The sequence below is a fragment of the Alteromonas naphthalenivorans genome, assembly GCF_000213655.1.
In the GTDB taxonomy this organism is placed as follows: domain Bacteria; phylum Pseudomonadota; class Gammaproteobacteria; order Enterobacterales; family Alteromonadaceae; genus Alteromonas; species Alteromonas naphthalenivorans.
Genome location: NC_015554.1, coordinates 2,712,325 through 2,736,603, shown reverse-complemented (window position 1 = coordinate 2,736,603; position 24,279 = coordinate 2,712,325). Strand labels below are relative to the sequence as shown.

The window sequence follows — 24,279 nt, the reverse complement described above, 5'->3', positions numbered from 1 at the left end:
AGGACGAGAGGATATGATGAGCAAAGTCAGTCAAGATATCATCAAGAAAATTGAGCAAGCACAGCTTAAATCTGATGTTCCAGGGTTCGGCCCGGGTGACACAGTAGTTGTTAAAGTTCGCGTTACCGAAGGTGACAAAGAACGTCTTCAGGCTTATGAAGGTGTTGTTATCGCTAAGCGTAACCGTGGTCTGCACTCGTCTTTTACCGTACGTAAGATTTCTAGCGGCGAAGGCGTTGAGCGTGTGTTCCAAACACACAGCCCGGCTATCTCTTCAATTGAAGTTAAACGCCGCGGTGCGGTTCGTCGTGCTAAGCTTTACTATCTTCGTGAACGTTCAGGTAAATCTGCACGTATCAAAGAAAAGCTTAACTAAGATTACTAATCCTTGCGTTATTGTTAACTTCGAAAGAGCCCGCTTATTAGCGGGCTTTTTTGTGGGCGAAGAACATGTCCTTGGGTTTATGACACGCCGTAAACCCGTCCATGGGGGCTCTGCCAGCGCGTCCTGCGCTGGAAGGTCATAAACCCAATGACATATTCTTCCCACGGCACGGGGGGGAGATGTGGTGTTGGGTTCTCTGACTCGCCGTAAACCCATCCATGGGGGCTCTGCTAGCGCGTCCTGCGCTGGAAGGTCAGCGAGCCTAACACCACATCCCTTCTGAACAGCCGGTTAAGGCTCACCGTTGAATATTAATATTAGTCGCCAGTAGAAGCCCACGTGAAACGAGGCGCGAATCCATCTATGGAGTTTTCGCAATAGCTCCATGTTGTGGAAGGCTTCTGATGGGGGCGACTCCCTCTCCTATAAACGCTGACCCGTACCATGGAGTAGTGCGGCATAAACCCATCCGTGAGCGCTATGTCAGCGCATCAATGCGCTGAAAGGTCACTGCCAACTACATAGCATTCCGGATTGTATTACTTGGTGTTGGCACAATTGCTCAATGCACGTTTGCGAGATAAGATGTTGAAAATAGATAATTAAAACAATGAGTGGCCCCATGCGATTGCGTTTTTTCTGGGTAATAACGGTGTTTGTCTTTAGTGCTATGGCTAGTACAGTGGCAAATGCTGACGTTGAATTCAAAATACCTAGAAGTACTGTTGTGGAACTTCAAGACAATAAATCTAACCGAACTTACCCCATTTTTATTAAGTTACCGAAAAGCTATCGAGCTAATACGAAAGCGTCTTACCCGGTCATTTATTTGTTGGATGGTTCGTATGCATTTCAGGTTGTGTCAGGGGGAACACGATTTCCCATGAATAGCGGTGTAATGGAACAGGCTATCATCGTGGCCATATCCTACTCTAAAGGGTCTAAAGGCGCCTCTAGTCGCGTTCGCGACTATACCCCTTATCTTGCTGAAGACTGGAAGCTTGAAACTGGCAAAGCGGGGCAACATGCTGACTTTATCAATGACACGGTATTTACCTACATGGAGAATAACTATCGCGTGAAGGGAATGCATAGAACGTTAGTGGGAAATTCTTTAGGTGGGTTGTTTAGTGCCTATGTGCTTTTTACCCGTCCAAATATGTTTAGTAGTTACATTATTGGCAGCCCATCGGTATGGTTTCGCGACAATGCCATTTTGTCTGAACCGGTTGTTAAACCTAAAACGCCAGTTAAGGTCTTCCTTGCTGTAGGCGAATTAGAACGTCCCGAATATGGTGAAAGGCAAAATATGGTGGAAGGAGCACAAAAACTAGCTCAAAAAATAACGCTGCAGAATGATAATCAGGTAAATCTGAAGTTCACACTCATTGGTGAGGCCACTCACGCTACGGCGTTTCCCACCACAACAATTCAGGGGGTAGATTGGCTTTACGCAAGCAAACCACACGTGAAAGCGCAGCAGTAAGCATGAGTGCTATTGTGCGTTTTGGGGGCCTGATTCACTAATCCAACGTTTTAGCGGAATCACCCATTCATCCATAGGACGATAAAACGCACCATGTTCTTTTCCTGTTGAGATGGCTATCTCTTTAAATTCCCTTAGTTTACGGCTTCGAGCTTCTAAGAGGTTGCATGAGCCTACGTCGTCAGAAGTTTCATAAATAGAAAGCACACGACCGTATAGCTGAATATCCCGCTTACGATTAATCAATCCTGCGCAGCCCGCTAAAATCACAACGTTAACCCGAGCGTTTTTTAACTCGTTTGACGCGAGTATTGTAATCGCGCCGCCGCGTGAAAACCCGGTAAGGGTAATGTTCTGTGGGGGCACACCTGCGGTGATAAGTTGTTTAACTTCTCCAGCAAGGCGTTTAGCGTAATCGATAGGACTTACACCTTCTGGTCTGTGGTGTGCTATTAAAACATAGCTATCGTCATCAAGTGCTTTTTGAACGCTAGGAAAATTGTATACACCCCACCTAGGATGTATGGGCGTTAGATCATCCCCTTCTACAATAAAGCCATGTGAATAGAAAACGTAGCGTCTGGCAGGGTCTATACTATTTGGGAACGCATATCCGCTGGACGCTGCCTGAGCGTTAACTGTAGTAACAACAAAGAATAAAATGAGTATAAATTTCATCTACAAGATAGGTTTGCATACTTAAAACAATAATACTGACACGAAATTCGTAAATTAACGATCTGTACTCAACTATTTTCAGAATAAACCTATAACAAAAACGCAAGTGAGACAGGAATGACGGCAGATTACTTTCTTTTTTTAGGGCTATTTGGGGTGGCGTTCTTCGCGGTTTCTGGCGCACTGATGGGGCACGAAAAAAGCATTAATGGTTTTGGGGTGGTAGTGGTGGCGTCGGTCACTGCATTAGGCGGGGGAACCATCAGAGACTTATTGCTTACCCAACCTATTTTTTGGGTAGAAACGCCTTCTTATTTATACTCTGCCTATGGTGCAGTGGTACTCACAGTATTATCCATTCGCTATCTACCGCCATTATCTAACTATTATTTTATTTTGATGGATGCGGCAGGGCTTGCCATCTTTAACATCATGGGCATAGAAAAAGCACTGATAGAAGGTACAGGAATGATAGTGGCGCTAACCATGGGAATGACTACAGGGATATTTGGCGGGTTATTAAGGGATGTAATTTGCAGAGAGGTTCCTTTAGTCATGCGCGGCGACCTTTATGCAACCGCGTGCCTTTCTGGTGGCTTAGCGTATGCGGCATTGTTTGCATTAGATGCACCCTACGCGTGGTGTATTTTTGGCTCACTAATAACAACCGTATTTATTCGTCTAGGTTCGCTACATTGGGGTTGGAAACCTAACATATTTAAGAAAGGATACACTCCGAAGAGCTAACACTCACCTTTGGTTGAAAAGTAAACTAAATAGGCGTGAACTTAACTGATCGTCAGGTGAAAAACATATTTGTTGGACTTAAAGCAAAGTATTATACGTTAAAGCTTGCTTGCTTATTCGTTTGTTGTTAAAAAGTCAATGACGTTAAAGAAAATTAGAAAATGCCTGTTGTACAAATAAGTTTACATGCGAAAATATACTCTTTTGACGTTTCATTTTTTCCGTTTTTAGTAGTTAAGAGAGCCCCATGATCAAGGACACAGTAAATAATATCCACGTAAGCGCTGAAGATGTGCTTATTACCCCAGAAGCTTTAAGCGCTGAGTTGCCTGCCTCAGAGAAAGCGCTTGCAGCTATTTCAGAATCTCGCAAGATTGTTTCTGATATCATTCACCGCCGTGACCATCGTATGTTGGTCGTATGTGGGCCATGTTCTATTCACGATGTTGAAGCAGCTAAAGAATACGCGCTTAAGTTAAAGGAACTGCATGAATCATGCAAAGACACCTTATTCATTGTGATGCGCGTTTATTTTGAAAAGCCCCGTACCACAACGGGTTGGAAAGGGTTAATTAACGACCCTCACATTGACGATACATTCGATATTGAAGCTGGTCTGCGTAAAGCCCGTGAACTATTGATTTGGTTGGCTGAACTCGAACTTCCGGTTGCGACTGAAGCGCTAGATCCAATTAGCCCTCAGTACTTAGCCGAATTATTCAGCTGGTCTGCAATTGGTGCTCGTACCTCAGAATCACAAACTCACCGTGAAATGGCCAGTGGTCTATCAATGCCAGTAGGCTTTAAAAATGGTACTGATGGCAGCTTAGATATTGCCCTAAATGCCCTTAAATCAGCAGCATCAGGTCATCGCTTCATGGGTATTAACAAGCAAGGTCAAGTGAGTGTTATTGCCACCAGTGGTAATCCAGATGGCCATATTATCCTACGTGGTGGTAAACAACCAAACTACGACTCAGTGTGTGTGTCTGAGTGTGAAGTTGAAATGCAAGAAGCTGGGCTAACAGCGGGCTTAGTTGTTGATTGTAGTCATGCGAACTCTTCAAAAGATTACCGTCGTCAGCCTCTGGTTGCACAAAACGTAGTAAATCAAATACTCGAAGGTAACCAGTCTATTATTGGCGTGATGTTAGAAAGCCACTTAAAAGCGGGTAACCAAAAATCTGATGGGAAAAAGCTAAGCGAAATGGAATATGGTGTGTCTATCACCGACGGCTGTATTGACTGGGAAACCACAGAATCGCTTATTGCTCAAACCAGAGATAAATTAATAACTGTGCTACCCTTACGCCAAAATAAGCGCACCGATGTTGCCTAATAGGTGAGGTAGTCAGTGCCATTTGATTTGAGGGACACACTGAATGGCCGATTTTTCGCAGCAATCAAACACGCTGCGTGAAGGAATTGACGAGCTGGATACCCAGCTCGTTGAACTTCTCGCAAAACGCAATGCACTTACTACACAAGTAGGTCAGGTAAAAGCCGAAGCTGGCATGCCTGTTTATGTACCTTCCAGAGAAAAAGAACTCATTGCTTCACGACGAGCGCAAGCTGAAGCGTTAGGCGTTTCCCCTGATCTTACTGAAGACCTGTTACGCCGCATCATGCGTGAGTCTTATCATACGCAAAATAATCGATACCTTGGGGTAAATGCTGACGTTGGTACCATTGTGGTTATTGGTGGGGCCGGTGCACTGGGTAAAATATTCGTAAGCTTGTTCGAGCGAAGCGGATATTCAGTCTCTGTCGTTGAAAGAGAAGACTGGGAGAGTGGTCATGCTGCAAACGTGCTTTCAACCGCTGCATTAGTGGTAGTAGCTGTGCCTATTAACCTCACTGAACAGGTAATAGGTCAGCTCTCAATGTTACCCGAAAGCTGTATTTTAGCGGATATTACGAGTATCAAGGTTAAGCCCATTGAAGCCATGATGGCGGTGCATAAGGGCCCCGTGGTTGGCTTGCACCCTATGTTTGGGCCTGATGCTCCAGGTATGATTAAACAAGTTGTGGTGGTGTGTGAGGGGCGCAATGAAAGCGCTTATGATTGGCTCATCGCTCAAATGAAAATCTGGGGTGCAACTATTCATAGTAGTACCGCCGAAGAACATGATAAGTCTATGGCTTACATTCAGGTAATGCGCCACTTTAATACCTTCGTGTATGGTGAGCATTTACGTGGAGAAGATCCCGATCTTGAATCTCTCACTATGTTTAGCTCGCCAATCTATCGGTTAGAGTTAGCTATGGTTGGCCGATTATTCGCGCAAGCCCCCGAGTTGTACGCCGATATTATTTTCAACAACCCTGAAAACTTCGCTTTACTCCGCCGTTTCTATGACCGTTTCGGTTTAGCCTTAAACGTGTTGGAAAAGGGTGATAAAAAAGCGTTTATCAAACAGTTTCTAACCATTGGGAATTGGTTTGGCAGTTATGCAAAAAACTGTCTGGTAGATAGTAAGCAATTGTTGTTAAAAGCCGATGACGGCCAGCTATTGCGTAAGAAATAATAGGGTATGTTTTCTGCGAACTAGCAACAAAAAAACGGTACTTCGATGGCCATTAACCCCCGCAGTACCGTTCTTATAGCTGGCTTATATTATTCCGCTAGCGCACTAGCCGCAGCCACTTTGGTAGGGCTAATTTCTTCACTAGGGTAGCAGCCCAGTATTTTAATGTAACGGGTAATGTTTCTAAGGGCTTCAATGGCATTTTGTACAGGGCCATCTTCCACATTGCCTTTCACATCAATGTAAAACATTTCTTCCCAAGGATTACCTGGAATAGGACGAGACTCTAGCTTCGTCATATTAATGTTGTTTTCACTTAGCACCAACAGCGCTTCAACTAATGCGCCGGGCTTTTGGACCGTTGACATAACCAGTGTGGTTTTAGCGGGTACTTGAAGTGGAACTACTACGGCTTTTCGAGCAACTACGATGAAGCGACTGTGGTTTTCTTTTTGGTTGGCCAAGTTACTTTTTATTGCTGTAAGTCCATATAGGTTTCCGCCAGCCTCACTGCCAATAGCTGCAATATCATCTCGCTGTAGCTCACTCACTGTCAACATAGCCGATGATGTACTGTCCATGGTTTTCACTTCAATGTTGCCAAGCTCAGCCAAGAAGTGGCTACATTGTGTGAATACTTGTGGATGAGCGTACACGGTTTTAATTTTATCTACGGTCGTATCTGCGCCAACAAGCAAGGTGTGACGAATAGGGTGAGTAAGTTCGCCAATAATGCTTAAGTGAGTATGTTGAAGTTGGTCATAAACTTCATTAATACTGCCTGAGGTTGTATTTTCAATAGGCAGAACCGCATAGTCGGCCTCTACATTCTCTACTTTTTGAATAATTTCACTGAAACTCTGACAACCTATTTCCAGCAATTCACCCGGACGTCGAGAGAAATATTTCTGGGTAGCAAGGTACGAGTAAGAGCCTTTGTCGCCCAAGAAAGCCACGCGATTTAGTGGAAGCGTACTGCCAGGGTTCGCGCGTTCAGCAAGCATTGCCTGCTGGTTTAACACTGAGTCTTCAATGATGACGTGAAAAATCTGAGTAACGTAGTGTGGGTCAAGACCTACATCTTTACCTTCTTTAATAAGGCGAACAAGCAGTTGCTCTTCACGTTTCTGATCTCGAACTGGAATATGGTGCTTAATTTTAGTTTCAGCAACCTCGTTGGTGAGCACACGGCGCTCAGCCAATAAGGTTAGAAGTTCACTATCTAATGATGTTATGCGCTCTCTTACAGCATCTAAGGCGTTGTCAGACATAGTTTTCCACTTATCGTATTAGCTAAAAAAAAACCTCCCTTGAGGGAGGTTTTTATGCATGTAGCTGCGCCTCCCTATTTAAAGAGCATAAACGCAAAAAAGATAGCCACTGCATGTATATTATTCTGTTTCATACGATTGACTTTATGCGTACAGCGTTTCAGTGTCAACCTGTTTTTACATTGGTTTTGATTTTTATTGGGGGGAGGGCTTGATAGATACTAGTAGAAGGGGTAGGGCGAATAACGAATTTGCCTTAAAGCAGTAAACCGACGCTATGGTGTCGGTTTTCTGCTTTAATCAATATGGGGAGATTATTTGCAATTCGTAATGTTAGTTACCTAACAAGGCCGCTAGCATTTGTCGAACTTCCGTAGGTTCGAAGGGCTTATCACATAGCGCATTCACACCGGTTTGTTGAATATTGGCCATATGGGCGCTATCTGCCGCTTCGGACGTTACCATGATGATAGGAATATGCGTAGTTTCGGGGTTGAAACGGATAAACTCAGATAGCTCTCGACCATCCATTTCTGGCATATTGTAGTCGGTAACGACTAAATCAAAGGCTTCATCCTTTATAAAGGTAAGTGCCATTGCGCCGTTCTCAGCTTCTTTTATGCGCTGCAAACCCATGCCTTCAAGTACACGACGAATGTGATTACGCGCCAATTTACTGTCGTCAACCAGCAGCACTCTAACATCGTGAATATCAAATAGTTCGAGTTCAAGTTCGTCGTGATTGATTAAATCAAGGCTAGCGTTAAGCGCGCGAGACAAATGAAGAGGCTCGAATGGTTTAGGAAGAATGGCTGAAACGCCAGCTTGTTTAAATTCTTCCAATTTGCTTATTCTGTTCTCGCTTGAGACCAACATGAATGGAATAGTTTTAAATTCGTCATTTTCTTTAATGAATTTTATCAAATCTAATGCTGTGCCGTCTTCGAAATACATCGCGCTAACAATAAGGTCTGCACCGTGCGCTTTAACCGCTGACATAGCCTCAGAAAGGGTGCTAACAGGATCAATTTCCTTTACCTTTTCTTTCAACAATAGGGTAGTAATAATCTTCCTCTGTGTATCAGAGGGTTCAACTAATATGATATGTAAATCAGAAATTGACAGCTTTTCCATTCCGTTCTCTTTTTGGTATTTTAAGGAAAGTAAGGGGAGTGAATTAACCCCCAGCAATTTTAGCGCTAAAGCCCTTATCCAGCAGCAAAGCTTTTAGCTTCTCACGGTCATCCGTTTGAACTTCAATGTGTCCATCTTTTACCGCGCCACCACAGCCGCACTTCTTTTTTAATTCAGTGCCTAGCTTTTTTAACGCATCGGGGGCTAAATCGAGCCCTTTAATTATAGACACGCCTTTTCCTTTGCGGCCTTTTGTTTCTCTATGTATGCGAACAATACCATCGTCGGAAGTGGAACGCTTTGCTTCTTTAGGCGAAGGTTTAACTTTACCTGTATCGGTACTGTATACCAGCAGTGCATCTTGCCAATCTTGCATTTTATCCTCTGATTTTTTCCTGTGCGTTAAACGAGCCATATTTAGGCTTATCTACAATTGTAGCATGGCATGCTGAAATATCTGCGCTAGAATAAATTCAGTAAAGCCTAAATATACACTGAGTTCACTCCTGGAATAGTTCAGGATAAAAGGAAAAGGGAAGCAGTGTAGTTAACGGAAAAAGGGGTGATTGGATGAATGTATTAAAGGACAAGGTCAATGATCAAGAGACTTTAATCATAGAGATGGGAGACAAGTTTGATTTCAGTAAAGTGGAAGCATTTCGCTCAGCCTATCAAGATTTAGACTCTGATGTGAAGCACATCACCGTTGATTTAGCTAAGACAGAATACATGGACAGTTCAGCCTTAGGTATGTTGCTTAATATGCAAAAGGTATTATCACAAAGGTCACTGACATTTAGTATTGAGAATAGCCGACCACCCGTTGAGCGAATACTAAAAATATCGCGTTTTGACAAAAAATTTATTATTCGTTGAGACGTAGCGGTAAGTAAGCCACAGGGCGCTAACATTAAATGAAAATTCTTATCGTTGATGACGAACCAATAAATCGCACCATGTTAGTTAGCATGTTAAGCGAGGCGGGGTTTACTGATTGTGTTGAAGCTGCATGCGGTGAAGACGCGCTAGCGATAGTTGAACAAGCGATACCCGATTTAGTGTTACTTGATGTAATCATGCCGGGTATGAGTGGTTTCGAAGTTGCACCACAAATTAGAACCTTAGCTGGCGGCCGATACTTACCTATTTTATTCATCACCGCGCTGGATGACAAAGAAAGTCTGGTTAAGTGTTTAGAGGTAGGAGGGAATGACTTTGCGACCAAACCTTTCGACAAACATATTCTCACCGCTAAAATTCGTGCTCACGAAAAAATTCGTAACCTAAGCGCGCATATCGAACAGCAAAATGAAGAGCTTAGATTTTATCAGCAACGGGTAGCAAGAGAGCATGCCATTGTTGAGCATATTTTCAGTCATGCCATTGTTAATAAAAGCCACATTCTTAACTATTTTGATCACGCATTAACGCCAGCTGAAACATTTAATGGGGATGTATTTGTGTGTGAGGCTAGCCCAAGTGGCGGCCTGTACTTTTTAGTGGGAGATTTTACTGGGCACGGGCTTGCTTCAGCCATAGGTGCATTGCCGGTAACGCGCGCATTTCAAGAGATGTCAGCAAAAGGGCTGTCGGTCAATGAAATGGCGACAGAGTTTAATAAAATACTATTGCGATTTTTACCCAGCGATATGTTTATGGCTGCGGTTGTCGGCGAGGTTGGCTCTGATGGTTCACGAATTACTTTGTGGCAAGGTGGCATGCCACAGATGATGGTGGTGTCAGGCAAACGGCGATTTATCAAAACGATTTCTTCACCTCATATGGCACTGGGTATTCTTGAGCAACATGAGTTTGACAGTGAATGCGAAATTTTTGAAATGCTGGCAAATGACAAGTTAATTATCTATTCCGATGGACTAACAGAAGCGGTTGATGCTGACGGAAATATGCTAACCGAAGAGGGGGTAAAACAATGGTGTGCTGATGCTAGTGATATTACTGCCGACGGGATTTTTAATCACGCTAAAGCATTTTCGGCTACGCCTAGTTTTGACGACGATGTTTCTGTGGTTATCTTTAAAAGTCAGTCGTTAGAAGGCGTGCAGCCCTATAGAGCTACCGACGATATTCCATTGAATATAGTTATTACCTTGAGTGCCAAGCATTTGAAGCAGCCCGATATTCAAACCCGTATGCTCCACCAAACCTCTCAGTGTAGCGGTATTGAACATGTTCGTTCGGTGCTTTTTACCGTGGTTTCCGAAATGTTTAGCAACGCCTTAGAGCACGGTATTTTGAACATGGACTCACGTTTAAAGCACTCACCAGAAGGCTTTCAACTATATTATGAGCAGCGAGAAAAGCTGCTGAGCGCCCTAGATGAAGGGACGATTATTATTAGTATTGAGTCTGATCCTGTGAAAAAGGTTGTCTTTCTTTCAATAGAAGACAGCGGCAATGGTTTTGATTGGGAGCGTAAAGCCAGCCCCGAAAGTAATGACTCATTCGGAAGAGGGCTGGGCCTTATTAGAGCGCTAAGTAGTAAAGTGTGGTTTGAAAAAGGCGGGCGAAAAATAAACTGTTTGCTCAATACAGCCGTTGAATAACTACCACTAAACTAAAAATGCCAACGATTTGCCGTATATTCCCACTTCAGAACGGTGGATATGTTATGCAATAGCGTCGTTGTTTAATTGGAGCGCCTAATGCTTAAATCTTTGTTACAGCTTTTCGAAACGAAAGAGTCAGAAGAGCAACAGAAACATACTGTCGAACTTGCCACTGCTGCATTGTTAAGTGAAATTATGCGGGCTGACGATAATGTTACAGACAGTGAGCTTAAAGCTTACAAAACGCACTTATATAAGCAGTTTGAGCTCTCTGATGATGAGCTAAAATTGCTAATGGAAGAAGGTCGTATGTCAGCAGAAGAAGCTGTCGATTTAGTACAATTTACTAAGATAATTAATCAAACGTGTGATCCAGACCAAAAGCGGGATATTCTCGAAGGCTTATGGGTTATTGCTTATGCAGATAATCAACTTGCTCCTATTGAAGAGCATACAATACGGCGTATATCAGATTTACTACATGTGCCGCATTCCCATTTTATTAAAGCCAAACTGCATGTTTCACCAGAAAATTAATACAGTACTTGAAACACTTGCTCGCTATTAATAATGTAAAAAGTGCTTGTTACACAGGTAATTAGTGAAAAATAATGCTATAAATAAATCATGATTTTCTGTGGTCTCAGACATCGTCGAGATTGTGATAATAACGTAAGATTTATTTAAAACATGATTGCAATGTATAACGCGGGTGGTGTTTAAGCAAGTGGGTGTATTTAAGTCTATAAAGGCCCCAATTAGTATTGTCGTAACTTTGTCTATGTCAGTTATGGCTGCAGCTGTGTTGTGGTTTGCGGTAATAGAGCACAAAGCGCTTTATCTCAATTTGGCACATTCTCATACCGTTTCTCTTGCAAATGGCGTGGTGAAAAATGTAGCGCCAGCTATGTTATTAACTACACAAAAAGCCTCGTCTATTTCGAATGTTTTGAGCCTATTAAAGGAGCATGAACATGTTATTTCAGCAAGAATCTATGACAGTGAATTTACGCTTTTACTAGAAGAAGATGGCCCATCTGCCGATAGGTTAAATGAGCCCTTTTTCTATACACTCGAGCCATTTTCTTTAAGCGAAGGCGTATCCTCAGAAAATGACGTTATTATGGCACGAAGGGTTATAGGTTCTTCGCAATCGCCAGATGGTTTCTTGATACTCTTCGTGGATGCTAAGGCACCACTCACCGGTAGTGTTAAAAGTTTATTGCTGAATGTCGTTCCCCTTATCTTCGTGCTGTGGGTAATAAGCATTATTGGCACATTGTTTTTCATTAGTCGTGTATTTCGCCCTTTAAGTGAGTTGAGTTTTTTCACCAAACAAGTCACCGATACAAAAGATTATGCGTTACGACAAAACCTAACTTCGAGAGATGAAATTGGAGAGTTAGGAGAAAACATCAACCTCCTGTTAGAAATGATAGAGGTTGAACTACTCATCAATCATGAACAAACTCAAACGTTGGTCAATCAACAGGAAACCATGATTCGCCTGGCTAACTATGACAGCCTAACCGGGCTACCTAATAGGCAATTTGTGCTTGATAATTTGCGTTTAGAGTTGGCCCGAGCACGAAGAAATGATGATGATCTAGCGCTACTGTTTTTCGATTTAGATGGGTTTAAAGGAATAAACGATTCACTCGGTCATGAGACCGGTGACCTAATATTGATAGAAGTGGCAGATAGGGTGAGCGCACTGTTGCGGGAAGGGGATTTAGTCGCCCGTTTAGGGGGAGACGAATTTTTAGTACTACCCGACAGGGAAACGGGAGATACCACTCTTGAAAATATGGCTATTCGATTAATTGATGCCTTTACCAGTCCTTTTGAATTACGAGGATTGTCATTGTCTGTCGGCGTTAGTGTGGGCGTAGCACGAGCCATAGACGCCGACTACGATTTAAGCGAATTAATGAGCAATGCAGACCTTGCCATGTACCGCTCTAAAGCTAAAGGGCGTGGCAGCTTTACCATATTTACACCTGATATGGTGGAATCACATAAGCGTAAATTCCATTTAGCTAATGCCATAGAGCAAGGGCTAAAGAATGATGAGTTTATGGTGTACTACCAAGTTAAAGTCGATCAAAAAGGGAAGGTTATCGGCTTAGAGGGGCTTCTTAGATGGCAACACCCCGAATATGGCTTGGTCAGCCCGAATGAATTTATACCCATCGCGGAACAAGGCGGCAAGATATCTGCCATTACGCGCTGGGTCATTGAAAAAGTCTGTATTGATCTGCCCAAATTAAGAGAATGGCTTCCCCATCGTTTTCGCGTGTCAGTGAATCTATCAGGGCACGATCTTCGTGATAGCAACCTGTTTGATAATATCTATGAGATTTTTACGCGCTACGATGTAAACCCTGAATATGTAGAATTCGAGGTAACCGAGTCTGCTTACTTAGAGAACTTTGCGTCGTCAAATAAATTCTTTAAACGCATGAGCAACATGGGATGCGCCATTGCCCTTGACGACTTTGGGACGGGGTATTCTTCACTAAGTTATTTGACCCAAATTAGTATCGATACCCTAAAAATTGATAAGCAGTTCGTACATGAACTAGAAACCTCCGAAAGAAGTCGACTGGTAACGGGCGCTATTATCGATTTGGCCAAACGTCTTTCACTGACTGTATGTGCTGAAGGTATTGAGAATGAAACACAGTGGCATTATTTGATTGATCACGGTTGTGACTACATTCAAGGGTTTATGTTTAGCAAACCGATTCCTATGGATGAGCTTGTTCAATCACCTAAACAGTTTTACATAGGCAATACAGACAATAGTGAAGCCTAGGTAGGCATTCAAAGCCCATGCATTGCTTTTTTTAAGGGAAGTTAAATAGACTGTTCTAACGAACTGTTTTTGCAGCCTATTTGACGCTTTATTAGGTTGTTGGATACATTTACAGGAGTTCGTGTAACTGTGTCTGTTTCTAGAGACATCGAATAGGAGGCAAGTCGGTTTATAATTTGTAAGTGTATGATATATAGTTTATTTGTATTTTTGGCTCAATTTTAGCTTATTCAATCAGAGTTAACAGAGTTATCGAAGTTAGTTTAAGGGATTTATAAACAAGCAGTAATGCGGAGGATTCATGATGAAACGACTAGAGAAGGTTTTTCTGATTTTAATGACTATCGCGGCGATACAAGCTATATCGGTAGTTGAAGCGCACGCTTCACCTGCGAAAACGTTGATGCAGCAGCTAGATACTAATAAAGACGGTTTGATATCACTAAAAGAAGCGGTTCGTCACACCGAACTATTGCGTAATTTTGGGTTAATTGACGACAATGAAGATGGCAAATTAACCGAAGACGAATTAGCAAAAAGTAAACTGACACCGGGAAATGCAAAATCTGCCGTTAGTAAATAGCGGCGGTCAGCGAGCAAAATAAATAAAAGCCTAGCAGATGCGCCTGCCGGTACTTGTTTGAAGGAATACCACTCTGATTGAGAAATTTTCATTTGGTGAACGGCTGGTTCAGCTAGGCTCATTACGTCAACTAACGCTAGGTAGCTTCGTGCTGGCGTTAATCCCATTAATTGCGCTGTTGTGGCAAAGTCAAAGTGACTTAGCTAAAGTGGGGCAAATGACCACGCTGGAAACCCGGTATGTGGTTGATGTTGTGGGCGATATGCAGCGCCTGGATGGTGCTGTTGTTGATTTAGAGCGAAGTATTCGCCAATACGCCGTTATTCGCACCGAAAAAGTTGCCACCTTATCCGATAATGCACTCGATCAATTTGCCGTGGCTGCTGATAATCTTTGCCAAGCCTTATCTGTTCAGAGAACCTGCGAGAGGTTGTCAGAACAATTAGGCGACCTTTCTGATTACCGCATAATTGAAGATCAACTCCTACTTAATGCGTATCTAGCTAACGTCTCACGCAGTGTTTCACAACTTCGAGGCGACGTGGAACTTGCTATTTCCGAACGGGTCAAAGTGCAGCAAGATGACTTAAACGCGATGCAAGCAAAGCAGGCGTGGTCTACGGCGATGTTGGTAAGTGTTTCTTTGCTGCTTATCCTATTAGGAAGCCAACTGATTGTTAATCCAGTCAATAAACTAAAGCAAATAATACGCATAGTGGCTCATCAACAAGGTGATCTTCCCCCTTTGTCTCGCCAAGCTCCGCGAGAGTTAATAGATGTGGAGAAAGATCTGCATTGGCTGTACGATCGCCTTGGTCAATTGGAACATATACGCACAGCATTGTTGCGGCATGCTGCTCACGAGTTGAAAACACCGTTAGCCAGCATTAAAGAAGGATGTAGTTTATTATCGGAAAATGTTGTGGGCGATTTAAATGATCCTCAACGTGAAATATTGTCGCTTCTTAGCGCAAGTACGCAAAGATTGAACACCCTAATCGAAAAATTACTCGATTATAATTTGTTATTACAGCAAGCTCAGCCCGACATTGTTAAAACTGATGCGAAGAAGTTGGTTGATGCATGCTTGGGTGATTACGCACTGGCGTTACAAGAACGCGAAGTGACGGTATCGGTAGAAAGCAGTCATATTTGGGCTGACGAAGAGTTATTCCGACGAATACTCGACAATTTGGTGTCTAACGCAGTAGCTCATGGTGCTGTAGGGCGACCCATCAATGTACATATATATTTAGATAATAACTTTGCTATATTGGACGTTGCAAATCGGGGCAAGCGGATTGCCAAAGAGTCGGTTGCAACACTGTTTGAACCTTTCACCCGTGGCGCAGAGCCGAGAAATGACAACGTTATAGGCACAGGATTAGGTTTATCGATTGTTGCGGATTGTGCGCGACTGATGCATGGCGACGTGCAAGTTGTCGATGTTGATTATGCTGATGTGTGCTTTAGGGTGACGATTCCTCAACAGGAAAAATAAAATGAGAATAAGTTGTATGATACTGGCCCTGACGATGATGTCGGGTTGCAGTGTGTTGTCTAAGCAGCCAATCGAACAGAAAATTGAAGTTACTCCACCCCAGATCGTTGAAGTGGCTGTAGATGACGATATTTGCCTGTTCACTTCAGAACCTGAAAATTTTGATTACAATTGCGACATGGCTTACTGGTTAGAAGTTTGGCTTGAAGCTGATGCTACGCCTTGGATTGAACGCAAAGCGCAATTGACAGCGCTTGGTCAATCGAAAAAAGACAAAATTCACGCTTACCTTTTATCCTTATCCAGCGATACCCCGTATCAAGACAGGCTACGAGCCCAACTTTCTATAGATGATTTAATGCCTGAATTTACCGACGCTGCCGCGTTGGTTATTGACGTTGTGGTAAGTAACCCAAACAAACAATTAATGGAACTTGAGTCTGCGTTGAGTGTATTAAGCAAAGAAAACACCCTTCGAGGTCAAGAATTACAAAAGCTGTATGCTGAGCTTAAAGCTCAGCAGAAAAAACTAGAAGAACTACTCCAAATTGAAGCAACACTTATGGATAAAAACAGGAACAACTAACAATGAGTGAAAGTAGCAAGAACAAACCCCATTTATTGTTGGTTGATGATGATAAAAGTTTACTTCGCCTTTTAACCATTCGTTTAGAAGGTGAAGGTTATCAAGTTACTGCGGTTGAAGATGGTAATGCGGCGTTAAGAAAGCTTCAAAATGATGCTTTTGACGTGGTACTCAGTGATTTGCGCATGCCTGGCCTTGACGGATTAAGTTTATTTGAAGAAATCATGGGCATTCGAAAAGATATTCCCGTTATTTTAATGACCGCCCACGGTACTATTTCGGACGCGGTTGCGGCTACTCAGCGTGGCGTATTTGGTTTTCTTCCAAAGCCTGTTGATCATGATGAACTGCGTACCTTGTTACAAAAAGCATTAAGTCAGTCACAAGCGGCTCAGCCCGGTGAATGGGCGAAAAGTATTGTTACCCGCTCTCAAGATATGCTTAATGTACTTGATCAAGCGTACCGGATTGCACAACGAGAAGTCAGTGTACTCATTAGCGGAGCAAGTGGTACAGGTAAAGAATTACTTGCCAATGCCATGCATCAGGCAAGCGATCGACGCGACAAGCCGTTTGTTGCCATTAACTGTGGCGCACTGCCAGAAAACTTACTTGAATCAGAGTTATTCGGACACGCTAAGGGTGCTTTTACTGGTGCGGTAGCTGCTCACCCAGGTTTGTTTCGAGAAGCCGATGGCGGTACTTTATTTTTAGATGAAATTGGCGATATGCCAATGACACTACAAGTTAAACTATTACGTGCATTACAAGAGCGTCAAATTAGGCCTGTAGGCAGCAGTAAGCATGTAGATATCGATGTTCGTATTATCTCGGCAACGCACAAAGATTTGCTCAAAGAAATGGAAGAGGGCACTTTCAGAGAAGACTTATATTACCGTCTAAATGTGGTGAACTTAAAGCTTCCATCGTTGAAAGCGCGTAGCGAAGATATTCCATTACTCGCTCGTTCATTGTTACAGCAAAGTGCCCAGCGTCATGGTGTGAACGTGAGCCAGTTTTCAGACGATGCAATGCAGTTGTTAGTGAAATCATCTTGGCCAGGAAACGTGCGTCAATTGGTGAACGTGGTAGAGCAATGTGTTGCGTTAACACAAACTCCAGTAGTGCCTCTGCATCTTGTAGAGCAAGCACTATCAGCCACTAAGCAAAGTTGGCCAACGCTGACCGAAGCCCGCGATGCCTTCGAACAACAGTACTTGAACAAGCTTTTGAAAATGACGGATGGAAACGTGACCCGTGCAGCTGAGCTAGCCGGTCGTAACCGAACCGATATGCATAAGTTAATGAAGAAGCATGACTTAGATGCAGGAGACTTTCGCTAGTACGATCTGCACTGGAAGTATCTTTGAAGCGTAAAGCGTAAAAGCTGCCACCCAATGTGGCAGCTTTTTTATTTAGAAACGTAGGCTTCAATAGCCTTGTCAGCGATGGTTAATCTACCATTGATTCTCATTAATGATGGTTTCCGCTTTCTTGGCCATCTCTTTTAACATAAGAATTTCTTCAGCAGAAAACTCTCTCGGTTCATCATGAATTACACATAAGGTGCCAAGCTCGTACCCATCGGTTGAACGAAGAATAGCGCCTGCATAAGAGCGAATGTAAGGCTCACCTTTAACCAAGGGACCGCCTGCAAAACGGCTGTCTTTTGTTGCGTCGGTCACAATCAAATATTCTTCTTCCGCTATCGCGTAAGTGCAAAATGAAATATTGCGCGGTGTTTCTGACACATCTAAACACTGGCGAGACTTAAACCATTGTCTGTCTTCGGCAATTAAGCTCACCAAACAAATTTTGCATTTAAAATATTCTTGGGTTGCTTTGGTAACGGCATCTAGCTGTGCGTCGGGTTTGGTGTCTAGAATATTTAAATTTTCTAGGGCTTTTAATCGCAAGGTTTCGCGATCAAGCGTTGATGATTCCATTAATTATTTCACTTAAATAAAAAGTTACTATTGAGACTGTCTCAATAACTTTCATCTTATAGTAAGGTAAGAATAAGCACTAGTTAATATTCTTAATTTATAGTGCACGGCTTTGCTATTTTAAAGAGGTAAAACAGCAGCATTTTTAAAGAAATTTATGTGCATCAGAATGCATGCTAAAACAAGGCGTTTTGGCTCGGCTGTTGTTTAATGGCAAGGTTAGGAATTGCCGTATCACCATGCTTTTGGTTGTACAAATCAATAAACTGCTGCGCCAACCACGGGGCATCTTTGTTATCGGGTCGATGACAAAAGAAATACGGGCTTTTTCCTTCTAGCCGCCATTGATGAATTTTATTTACCCAAGGCGTTAAGCACGCAATATTATCTTCGTCTGTATCATTTCCTACAAAACGAACGACAGGGTTATTCGCGGTGGCAATCACATTCACCGGCACTTTAGGTTTTTTATGTCGTACCTCACTTAATAGCGCACTGTTGCTAGCCCTTGTATTAGCCCCTGTATCTAGCCTTGAAACAGGGCCGGTAAACAAGGCGCGAGTATCCATAATAATACGATTAACGTTTTGCTCAATTAACAGTTGATTCAATTGCTTTTCTTCATCGCCCTTACCGAAAAAAGCCAAATGCCTGACTTCAACCGCAACGGTAATGTGGCGTGGTAAATGGTGTAAAAACGCAGCCAGCCTTTCTAGTTTTTCAGGGCCAAAGCTTGCAGGAAGTTGCAGCAACATTATACCGAGTTTGTGCTTAAGTGGCGCAAGTGTCTGTAATTGCTCATTTACTTCATCTTCACAGTGCAATAATTGATGAACGTGGGTAATTTGTTGGTTAAATTTAAAGGTAAACGAAAAATCGCTTCCTACCGATTGCTCCCAGCGTGCTACCGCATCAGAATGGGGGAGAGAATAAAAGGTCGTATTTCCCTCAACCGTATTACACTCATTAGCGTAATGAACCAGTTGATTGTCACTTTTCGGGTAATTAGCAAACCAGGTTTTAGGCCAATGACTATGCTGCCACTGTGGCAAGCCAATAAATACCTTGGGTAGCGCCGAAGAAGTTGATAATTTAGTTACTGCAGGATTGTTTGTATTTGTCATTGGGCTTTACTGCGCATTTGTTTATACTATGCGACCTTAATTTAACACATAGTGCATGATGGCAAGGGGCGCGATCGCCTCATTGTAGAGTAATGGCAAGCAGGTTCAAGGGTTTGCCTTCCATCGTGTAACGCAAGATAAGAATATCAGGGGTCAACGACCATGCGCACAGATTACTGTGGGAACATCGATTCATCATACATTGGGCAAGAAATCACCCTATGTGGTTGGGTAAACAAACGCCGTGATTTAGGTGGCGTTATCTTCATCGACTTACGAGACCGCGAAGGTATCGTTCAAGTGGTATTCGACCCTGATTTACCAGAGGTATTAAGCGTAGCGAATAAACTTCGCGGTGAATTCTGCGTGAAACTTACTGGTAAAGTTCGTGCTCGCCCAGAAGGTCAAATTAATAAAGATATGCGTACCGGCGAAATTGAAATTTTGGGCACAGGCCTAGAAATCATCAATCGTTCTGATGCGCTTCCACTTGATTGGAACCAAGAGAACTCTGAAGAGCAGCGTTTACGCTACCGCTACCTTGATTTACGTCGCCCTGTTATGAGCCAGCGCTTGCAGTTTCGCGCTAAGGTAACTGGGGCAGTACGTCGTTTCTTAGAAGGCGAAGGCTTTCTAGATATTGAAACCCCTATATTGACCAAAGCGACACCTGAAGGTGCTCGTGATTATTTAGTACCTAGCCGTACGCATAAAGGCGAGTTCTTTGCACTGCCGCAATCGCCACAATTGTTTAAGCAATTGCTGATGATGTCTGGCATGGACCGATACTATCAAATCGTAAAATGCTTCCGTGACGAAGATTTACGTGCCGATCGCCAACCAGAATTTACTCAAATCGATATCGAAACTACGTTTCTAGATGCCGATGGCGTAATGGCGATTACCGAAAGCATGATCCGCGATTTATTCAGCACTATGTTGAACGTAGATTTAGGTGACTTCCCACGCATGACCTACGCCGAAGCAATGAAGCGTTTTGGTAGCGATAAGCCTGATTTACGTAATCCACTAGAGCTTACCGATATTGCTGACTTACTTGAAACTGTTGAGTTTAAAGTATTCAGTGGCCCTGCGAACGATCCTAAAGGTCGTGTTGCTGCTATTCGCGTACCTGGCGGTGCGAGCATGTCTCGTAAGCAAATTGACGAGTACACTAAGTTTGTTGGCATATATGGCGCGAAGGGCTTAGCCTGGATGAAAGTGAACGAAATGGCACCTGGCCAAGAAGGTTTACAATCACCTATTCTTAAGTTCTTAAGCGAAGATATTACCGACGGTATTTTGCAGCGCACTGGCGCTCAAGCTGGCGACATCTTGTTATTCGGTGCCGACACTAACACAGTAGTTACCGAAGCTATGGGCGCACTTCGCCTTAAGCTAGGTGAAGACTTTGAACTCTTAGAAGGTGAGTGGAAGCCGTTGTGGGTTGTCGACTTCCCTATGTTTGAAGAATTCGATGGACAGCTTCATGCTATACACCATCCGTTTACTGCACTTCGCGGCTTAACCGCAGAAGAGCTTAAAGCAAACCCGGTTGGCGCATTGTCTGATGCCTACGATATGGTATTAAATGGTTGCGAGCTTGGTGGTGGTTCAGTACGTATTCACAACGAAGAAATGCAATCTGCCGTGTTTGAGATTTTGGGTATTGAAGAAGAAGAAGCGAAGAATAAATTTGGCTTCTTACTTGATGCGTTACGCTTTGGTGCGCCGCCTCACGCAGGTCTAGCGTTCGGTTTAGATCGCCTTGTTATGCTTATGACAGGTGCTAGTTCTATTCGAGATGTAATGGCATTCCCTAAGACCACGACAGCGGCTTGCCCATTAACATCTGCGCCAAGTCCAGCGAATCCACAGCAGTTGGAAGAGTTGGCGATTGCAACGGTAAAAAAGCCGTCGTAAACGATGGCTTATAAAAAGCCCGAGTCGGTCCTTGTGGTGTTGTACGATCAGCACCATAAGGTACTTTTGCTACAGCGCAATGACGACCCTGAATTTTGGCAGTCGGTTACCGGCGCAATGGAAGATGGCGAACTCCCTATTGAAACCGCATACCGAGAAGTAGCGGAAGAAACAGGGATTGACGCCAAACAATTGTCTATAGAAATGTTTAACCACAATAGACAAAACCAATACGAAATTCGCAGCCGCTGGTTGCATCGATATCCCCCCGGAACCCGGTTCAACACCGAACACGTTTTTTCTCTTCAAGTAGACAGTACCTTACCGTTGGTGCTTACTGAACATTTGCAGTATGAGTGGGTAGATAAAGCACAAGCATTAGCGCGACTTTGGTCGCCTTCAAACAAAGAGGCGGTATCAATGTTTGTACCAAACGTACCTTAATGGTTATACTGGGTATAGATCCAGGTTCTAGGGTTACAGGCTACGGTGTTATTGAACGTAAGCAGGGTAAACTTGTGTATGTGGCGAGCGGTTGTATTCGCGTAGGGACGGCAGATTTGCCGTCGAGACTAGCCAATATTTATACCGGTATTAGCGATATTATTCGCCAGTACAACCCTGCGCAATTTGCTATCGAGCAAGTGTTTATGGCAAAAAATCCCGACTCTGCATTGAAGTTAGGGCAAGCCCGTGGTGCCGCTATTGTGGCAGCCACTCAAGGTGAACTGCCAGTAGCAGAATATTCGGCAAGGCAAATTAAACAGGCTGTCGTAGGTAAGGGAAGTGCAGATAAAACCCAAGTGCAGCACATGGTGAAGCATTTATTGAGTTTAAGCGGTACACCGCAAGCTGATGCTGCTGACGCTCTAGCTGTGGCGCTATGTCATGCCCATACCGAGCAAAGCCTAATAAATATGGCAGGGCAAGCACGTAAAACAGTGCGAGGCCGTTTACGCTAATTGCTTTGCTCGCCTATAAAAAGCATGGGTTTTTGTAATCACTTTTTGTAAACACTGTTTGTAAACAATAGAACCTTCCTATTCGTTTTATTTCCCTAAGTTGGGAAAATATCAGGTAAGAGAGCAGTCATGATTGGACGTATTCGCGGTACATTAGCCGAAAAGCAGCCCCCAGAAATATTGGTAGATGCAAATGGGGTAGGTTATGAAATTCATATGCCAATGACCAGCTTCTATCAATTACCAGCGGTAGGTGAGGAAGTGGTGGTTTATACCCATTTCGTCGTGCGAGAAGACGCGCAATTATTATTTGGTTTTGCCGATAAAATGGAGCGAGGATTATTCCGAGAGCTAATTAAAGCAAACGGTGTGGGCCCTAAATTAGGCTTAACCATATTATCGGGTATGTCCGCAGGCCAATTTTTGTCAGCGGTTCAAAATGCAGATGTTTCGGCACTAGTAAGTTTACCGGGTATTGGTAAGAAAACCGCTGAAAGGTTAGTGGTTGAGTTAAAAGATAGGTTAGCGAAGTTTGGCAAAGTGCAAAGTATTGCTATTCCACCGCCAAGTGGTGATTTACTTAATACCAATACGTTAGTAGAAGTAAACGATACGAGAGAAGATGCCCAGAGCGCGCTAGTGGCACTAGGCTATAAGCCTGCGCAGGCCAGTAAACTTATCGATAGTGTGTATAAAGAAGGCATGGAAAGCGAATCGCTTATACGTGAAGCGTTAAAAGCCGCTATTTGAACCTAGTTACGCAAGGCCAGAATAAGCTAAGGCTAAAATGAGCCAAAGCTCAATATGCCAAGAATGATAGAGCAACGTTGCCGATTTACACTAAAGCAGAGCCATAATGATAGAAGCTGACAGACTGATTACGCCTGATGCGAGTACCGAAGATGAAGTTATCGACCGTGCTATTCGCCCCAAAATGCTTGATGATTACACAGGCCAGCCTCACGTATGTGAGCAGATGGAAATCTTCATTCAGGCAGCTAGAAAGCGTGACGATGCTCTCGATCACTTATTAATATTTGGTCCGCCTGGGCTAGGTAAAACTACGCTAGCAAATATTGTGGCGAACGAGATGGATGTCAGTATTAAAACCACCTCAGGGCCGGTACTTGAAAAGGCTGGTGACCTAGCTGCATTGCTGACTAACCTTGAACGCAACGATGTGCTTTTTATAGATGAAATTCATCGATTAAGCCCTGTAGTGGAAGAAATTCTGTATCCGGCGATGGAAGACTATCAATTAGACATCATGATAGGCGAGGGGCCTGCTGCTCGTTCTATTAAGCTAGATTTACCTCCCTTCACACTCGTTGGTGCTACAACGCGGGCAGGTTCGCTTACCTCGCCATTGCGTGACCGGTTTGGGATAGTTCAACGATTAGAGTTTTATTCGGTTAAAGACCTTACCACCATTGTGGCTCGTAGTGCGAGTTACTTAAATTTGGATATGAGTTCAGAAGGCGCTCAAGAAATTGCACGTCGCTCTAGAGGTACACCGCGTATTGCAAACAGGCTATTGCGACGAGTTCGAGATTACGCTGAAATTAAATCTGATGGTACGGTAGGTGTTGAAACCGCTGCAAAGGCATTGGATATGCTAGATGTAGACAAAGAAGGTTTCGATTACATGGATCGGAAATTGCTTTGTGCCATTATAGAGAAATTTGATGGCGGCCCAGTAGGGCTAGACAACTTAGCAGCGGCAATTGGTGAAGAGAAAGAAACCATTGAAGATGTAATAGAACCCTTTCTTATTCAGCAAGGCTTCCTGCAGCGTACTCCACGTGGACGTATAGTGTCACAGCGGGCGTATCTTCATTTTGGCTTCACGCCTTCAGCTTAACTGTCCACTGTATGCATGGTTGTGTGGGCAGACCTTACGTTTGCTCATACTCAATGCACTTATATCTGCTATGTACATCACTTTTCTTCAGGCAAAAAAAAGCCCGCTCAATGAACGGGCCAAAACAACAAGTGTTAAAGGAAATAAATCCAGGGAACTCATGTCTAACAGGAGAA

General features: G+C 43.4%; 24 protein-coding genes. 18 read left to right on the top strand and 6 right to left on the bottom strand.

Annotated features, from left to right (window positions below; translation table 11 throughout):
* The first annotated feature begins 16 nt into the window (after positions 1-16).
* Both rplS and AMBT_RS12020 read left to right on the top strand, forming a co-directional pair.
* Positions 17-376: a 50S ribosomal protein L19 gene (gene rplS, locus AMBT_RS12025; protein ID WP_013784897.1), complete on the top strand. Its 360-nt coding sequence runs from the start codon at positions 17-19 to the stop codon at positions 374-376.
* 631 nt (positions 377-1,007) lie between these two features.
* A complete protein-coding gene (locus tag AMBT_RS12020; protein WP_041452965.1) occupies positions 1,008-1,871 on the top strand; it encodes an alpha/beta hydrolase in 864 nt (287 codons plus the stop codon).
* A 9-nt stretch (positions 1,872-1,880) separates the two neighbouring features.
* On the opposite strand, the gene AMBT_RS12015 is transcribed toward AMBT_RS12020, so the two are convergent.
* Positions 1,881-2,549, bottom strand: coding sequence for an alpha/beta hydrolase family protein (locus AMBT_RS12015; RefSeq protein ID WP_013784895.1), 669 nt, complete (start codon positions 2,547-2,549; stop codon positions 1,881-1,883).
* A gap of 117 nt (positions 2,550-2,666) precedes the next feature.
* Here AMBT_RS12015 and AMBT_RS12010 point away from each other — a divergent pair, with 117 nt between their 5' ends.
* From AMBT_RS12010 to tyrA, 3 genes are all read left to right on the top strand, one after another.
* The gene (locus AMBT_RS12010) at positions 2,667-3,296 is read left to right on the top strand and encodes a trimeric intracellular cation channel family protein (RefSeq protein WP_013784894.1); all 630 of its coding nucleotides are present in this window, start codon (positions 2,667-2,669) and stop codon (positions 3,294-3,296) included.
* Between the two features lie 247 nt (positions 3,297-3,543).
* Positions 3,544-4,635 carry a 3-deoxy-7-phosphoheptulonate synthase gene (locus AMBT_RS12005; protein WP_013784893.1) on the top strand — a complete coding sequence of 364 codons (1,092 nt, stop codon included), beginning with the start codon at positions 3,544-3,546 and terminating at the stop codon, positions 4,633-4,635.
* 43 nt (positions 4,636-4,678) lie between these two features.
* The gene (tyrA, locus tag AMBT_RS12000) at positions 4,679-5,824 is read left to right on the top strand and encodes a bifunctional chorismate mutase/prephenate dehydrogenase (RefSeq protein WP_013784892.1); all 1,146 of its coding nucleotides are present in this window, start codon (positions 4,679-4,681) and stop codon (positions 5,822-5,824) included.
* 89 nt (positions 5,825-5,913) lie between these two features.
* Here tyrA and pheA read toward each other — a convergent pair whose 3' ends face one another.
* The 3 genes from pheA to yciH all read right to left on the bottom strand — a co-directional run bounded on the left by pheA (position 5,914) and on the right by yciH (position 8,605).
* Positions 5,914-7,095: a prephenate dehydratase gene (pheA, locus tag AMBT_RS11995; RefSeq protein WP_013784891.1), complete on the bottom strand. Its 1,182-nt coding sequence runs from the start codon at positions 7,093-7,095 to the stop codon at positions 5,914-5,916.
* 333 nt (positions 7,096-7,428) lie between these two features.
* Positions 7,429-8,229, bottom strand: coding sequence for a response regulator (locus AMBT_RS11990; RefSeq protein WP_013784890.1), 801 nt, complete (start codon positions 8,227-8,229; stop codon positions 7,429-7,431).
* Positions 8,230-8,272: 43 nt separating this feature from the next.
* On the bottom strand, positions 8,273-8,605 hold the full coding sequence (gene yciH / locus AMBT_RS11985) for a stress response translation initiation inhibitor YciH (protein WP_013784889.1): 333 nt from the start codon (positions 8,603-8,605) through the stop codon (positions 8,273-8,275).
* 194 nt (positions 8,606-8,799) lie between these two features.
* Between yciH and AMBT_RS11980 the strand changes: the two genes are divergently transcribed.
* The 8 genes from AMBT_RS11980 (at position 8,800) to AMBT_RS11945 (ending at position 17,630) form a co-directional block, all read left to right on the top strand.
* On the top strand, positions 8,800-9,105 hold the full coding sequence (locus AMBT_RS11980; RefSeq protein WP_013784888.1) for an STAS domain-containing protein: 306 nt from the start codon (positions 8,800-8,802) through the stop codon (positions 9,103-9,105).
* Between the two features lie 38 nt (positions 9,106-9,143).
* Positions 9,144-10,796: an ATP-binding SpoIIE family protein phosphatase gene (locus AMBT_RS11975; RefSeq protein ID WP_013784887.1), complete on the top strand. Its 1,653-nt coding sequence runs from the start codon at positions 9,144-9,146 to the stop codon at positions 10,794-10,796.
* Positions 10,797-10,895: 99 nt separating this feature from the next.
* Positions 10,896-11,336, top strand: coding sequence for a tellurite resistance TerB family protein (locus AMBT_RS11970; protein WP_013784886.1), 441 nt, complete (start codon positions 10,896-10,898; stop codon positions 11,334-11,336).
* A 244-nt stretch (positions 11,337-11,580) separates the two neighbouring features.
* Positions 11,581-13,617, top strand: coding sequence for an EAL domain-containing protein (locus AMBT_RS11965; RefSeq protein ID WP_049791827.1), 2,037 nt, complete (start codon positions 11,581-11,583; stop codon positions 13,615-13,617).
* Between the two features lie 301 nt (positions 13,618-13,918).
* Positions 13,919-14,200, top strand: coding sequence for an EF-hand domain-containing protein (locus tag AMBT_RS11960; protein WP_232363138.1), 282 nt, complete (start codon positions 13,919-13,921; stop codon positions 14,198-14,200).
* 103 nt (positions 14,201-14,303) lie between these two features.
* Positions 14,304-15,701 (top strand): sensor histidine kinase, encoded by a 1,398-nt coding sequence (locus tag AMBT_RS11955; protein ID WP_041452563.1) that lies wholly within the window; start codon positions 14,304-14,306, stop codon positions 15,699-15,701.
* Position 15,702: 1 nt separating this feature from the next.
* Complete coding sequence (locus AMBT_RS11950; RefSeq protein ID WP_041452562.1) at positions 15,703-16,287, top strand: hypothetical protein; 585 nt, start codon at positions 15,703-15,705, stop codon at positions 16,285-16,287.
* Positions 16,288-16,289: 2 nt separating this feature from the next.
* Positions 16,290-17,630 carry a sigma 54-interacting transcriptional regulator gene (locus tag AMBT_RS11945; RefSeq protein WP_013784881.1) on the top strand — a complete coding sequence of 447 codons (1,341 nt, stop codon included), beginning with the start codon at positions 16,290-16,292 and terminating at the stop codon, positions 17,628-17,630.
* Between the two features lie 114 nt (positions 17,631-17,744).
* Here AMBT_RS11945 and AMBT_RS11940 read toward each other — a convergent pair whose 3' ends face one another.
* Positions 17,745-18,233: a GAF domain-containing protein gene (locus AMBT_RS11940; RefSeq protein ID WP_013784880.1), complete on the bottom strand. Its 489-nt coding sequence runs from the start codon at positions 18,231-18,233 to the stop codon at positions 17,745-17,747.
* Positions 18,234-18,409: 176 nt separating this feature from the next.
* Positions 18,410-19,357, bottom strand: coding sequence for a DUF72 domain-containing protein (locus tag AMBT_RS11935; protein WP_013784879.1), 948 nt, complete (start codon positions 19,355-19,357; stop codon positions 18,410-18,412).
* A 162-nt stretch (positions 19,358-19,519) separates the two neighbouring features.
* Here AMBT_RS11935 and aspS point away from each other — a divergent pair, with 162 nt between their 5' ends.
* The 5 genes from aspS (at position 19,520) to ruvB (ending at position 24,103) form a co-directional block, all read left to right on the top strand.
* Positions 19,520-21,280, top strand: coding sequence for an aspartate--tRNA ligase (gene aspS, locus AMBT_RS11930; RefSeq protein WP_013784878.1), 1,761 nt, complete (start codon positions 19,520-19,522; stop codon positions 21,278-21,280).
* A gap of 3 nt (positions 21,281-21,283) precedes the next feature.
* A complete protein-coding gene (gene nudB / locus AMBT_RS11925; RefSeq protein WP_013784877.1) occupies positions 21,284-21,724 on the top strand; it encodes a dihydroneopterin triphosphate diphosphatase in 441 nt (146 codons plus the stop codon).
* Positions 21,724-22,242, top strand: a complete 519-nt coding sequence (gene ruvC / locus AMBT_RS11920) for a crossover junction endodeoxyribonuclease RuvC (protein WP_013784876.1) — start codon at positions 21,724-21,726, stop codon at positions 22,240-22,242. The genes nudB and ruvC overlap by 1 nt, the downstream gene beginning before the upstream one ends.
* Positions 22,243-22,371: 129 nt before the next feature.
* Positions 22,372-22,992: a Holliday junction branch migration protein RuvA gene (gene ruvA / locus AMBT_RS11915; protein WP_013784875.1), complete on the top strand. Its 621-nt coding sequence runs from the start codon at positions 22,372-22,374 to the stop codon at positions 22,990-22,992.
* 106 nt (positions 22,993-23,098) lie between these two features.
* The gene (ruvB, locus tag AMBT_RS11910; RefSeq protein ID WP_013784874.1) at positions 23,099-24,103 is read left to right on the top strand and encodes a Holliday junction branch migration DNA helicase RuvB; all 1,005 of its coding nucleotides are present in this window, start codon (positions 23,099-23,101) and stop codon (positions 24,101-24,103) included.
* Positions 24,104-24,279: the final 176 nt, after the last annotated feature.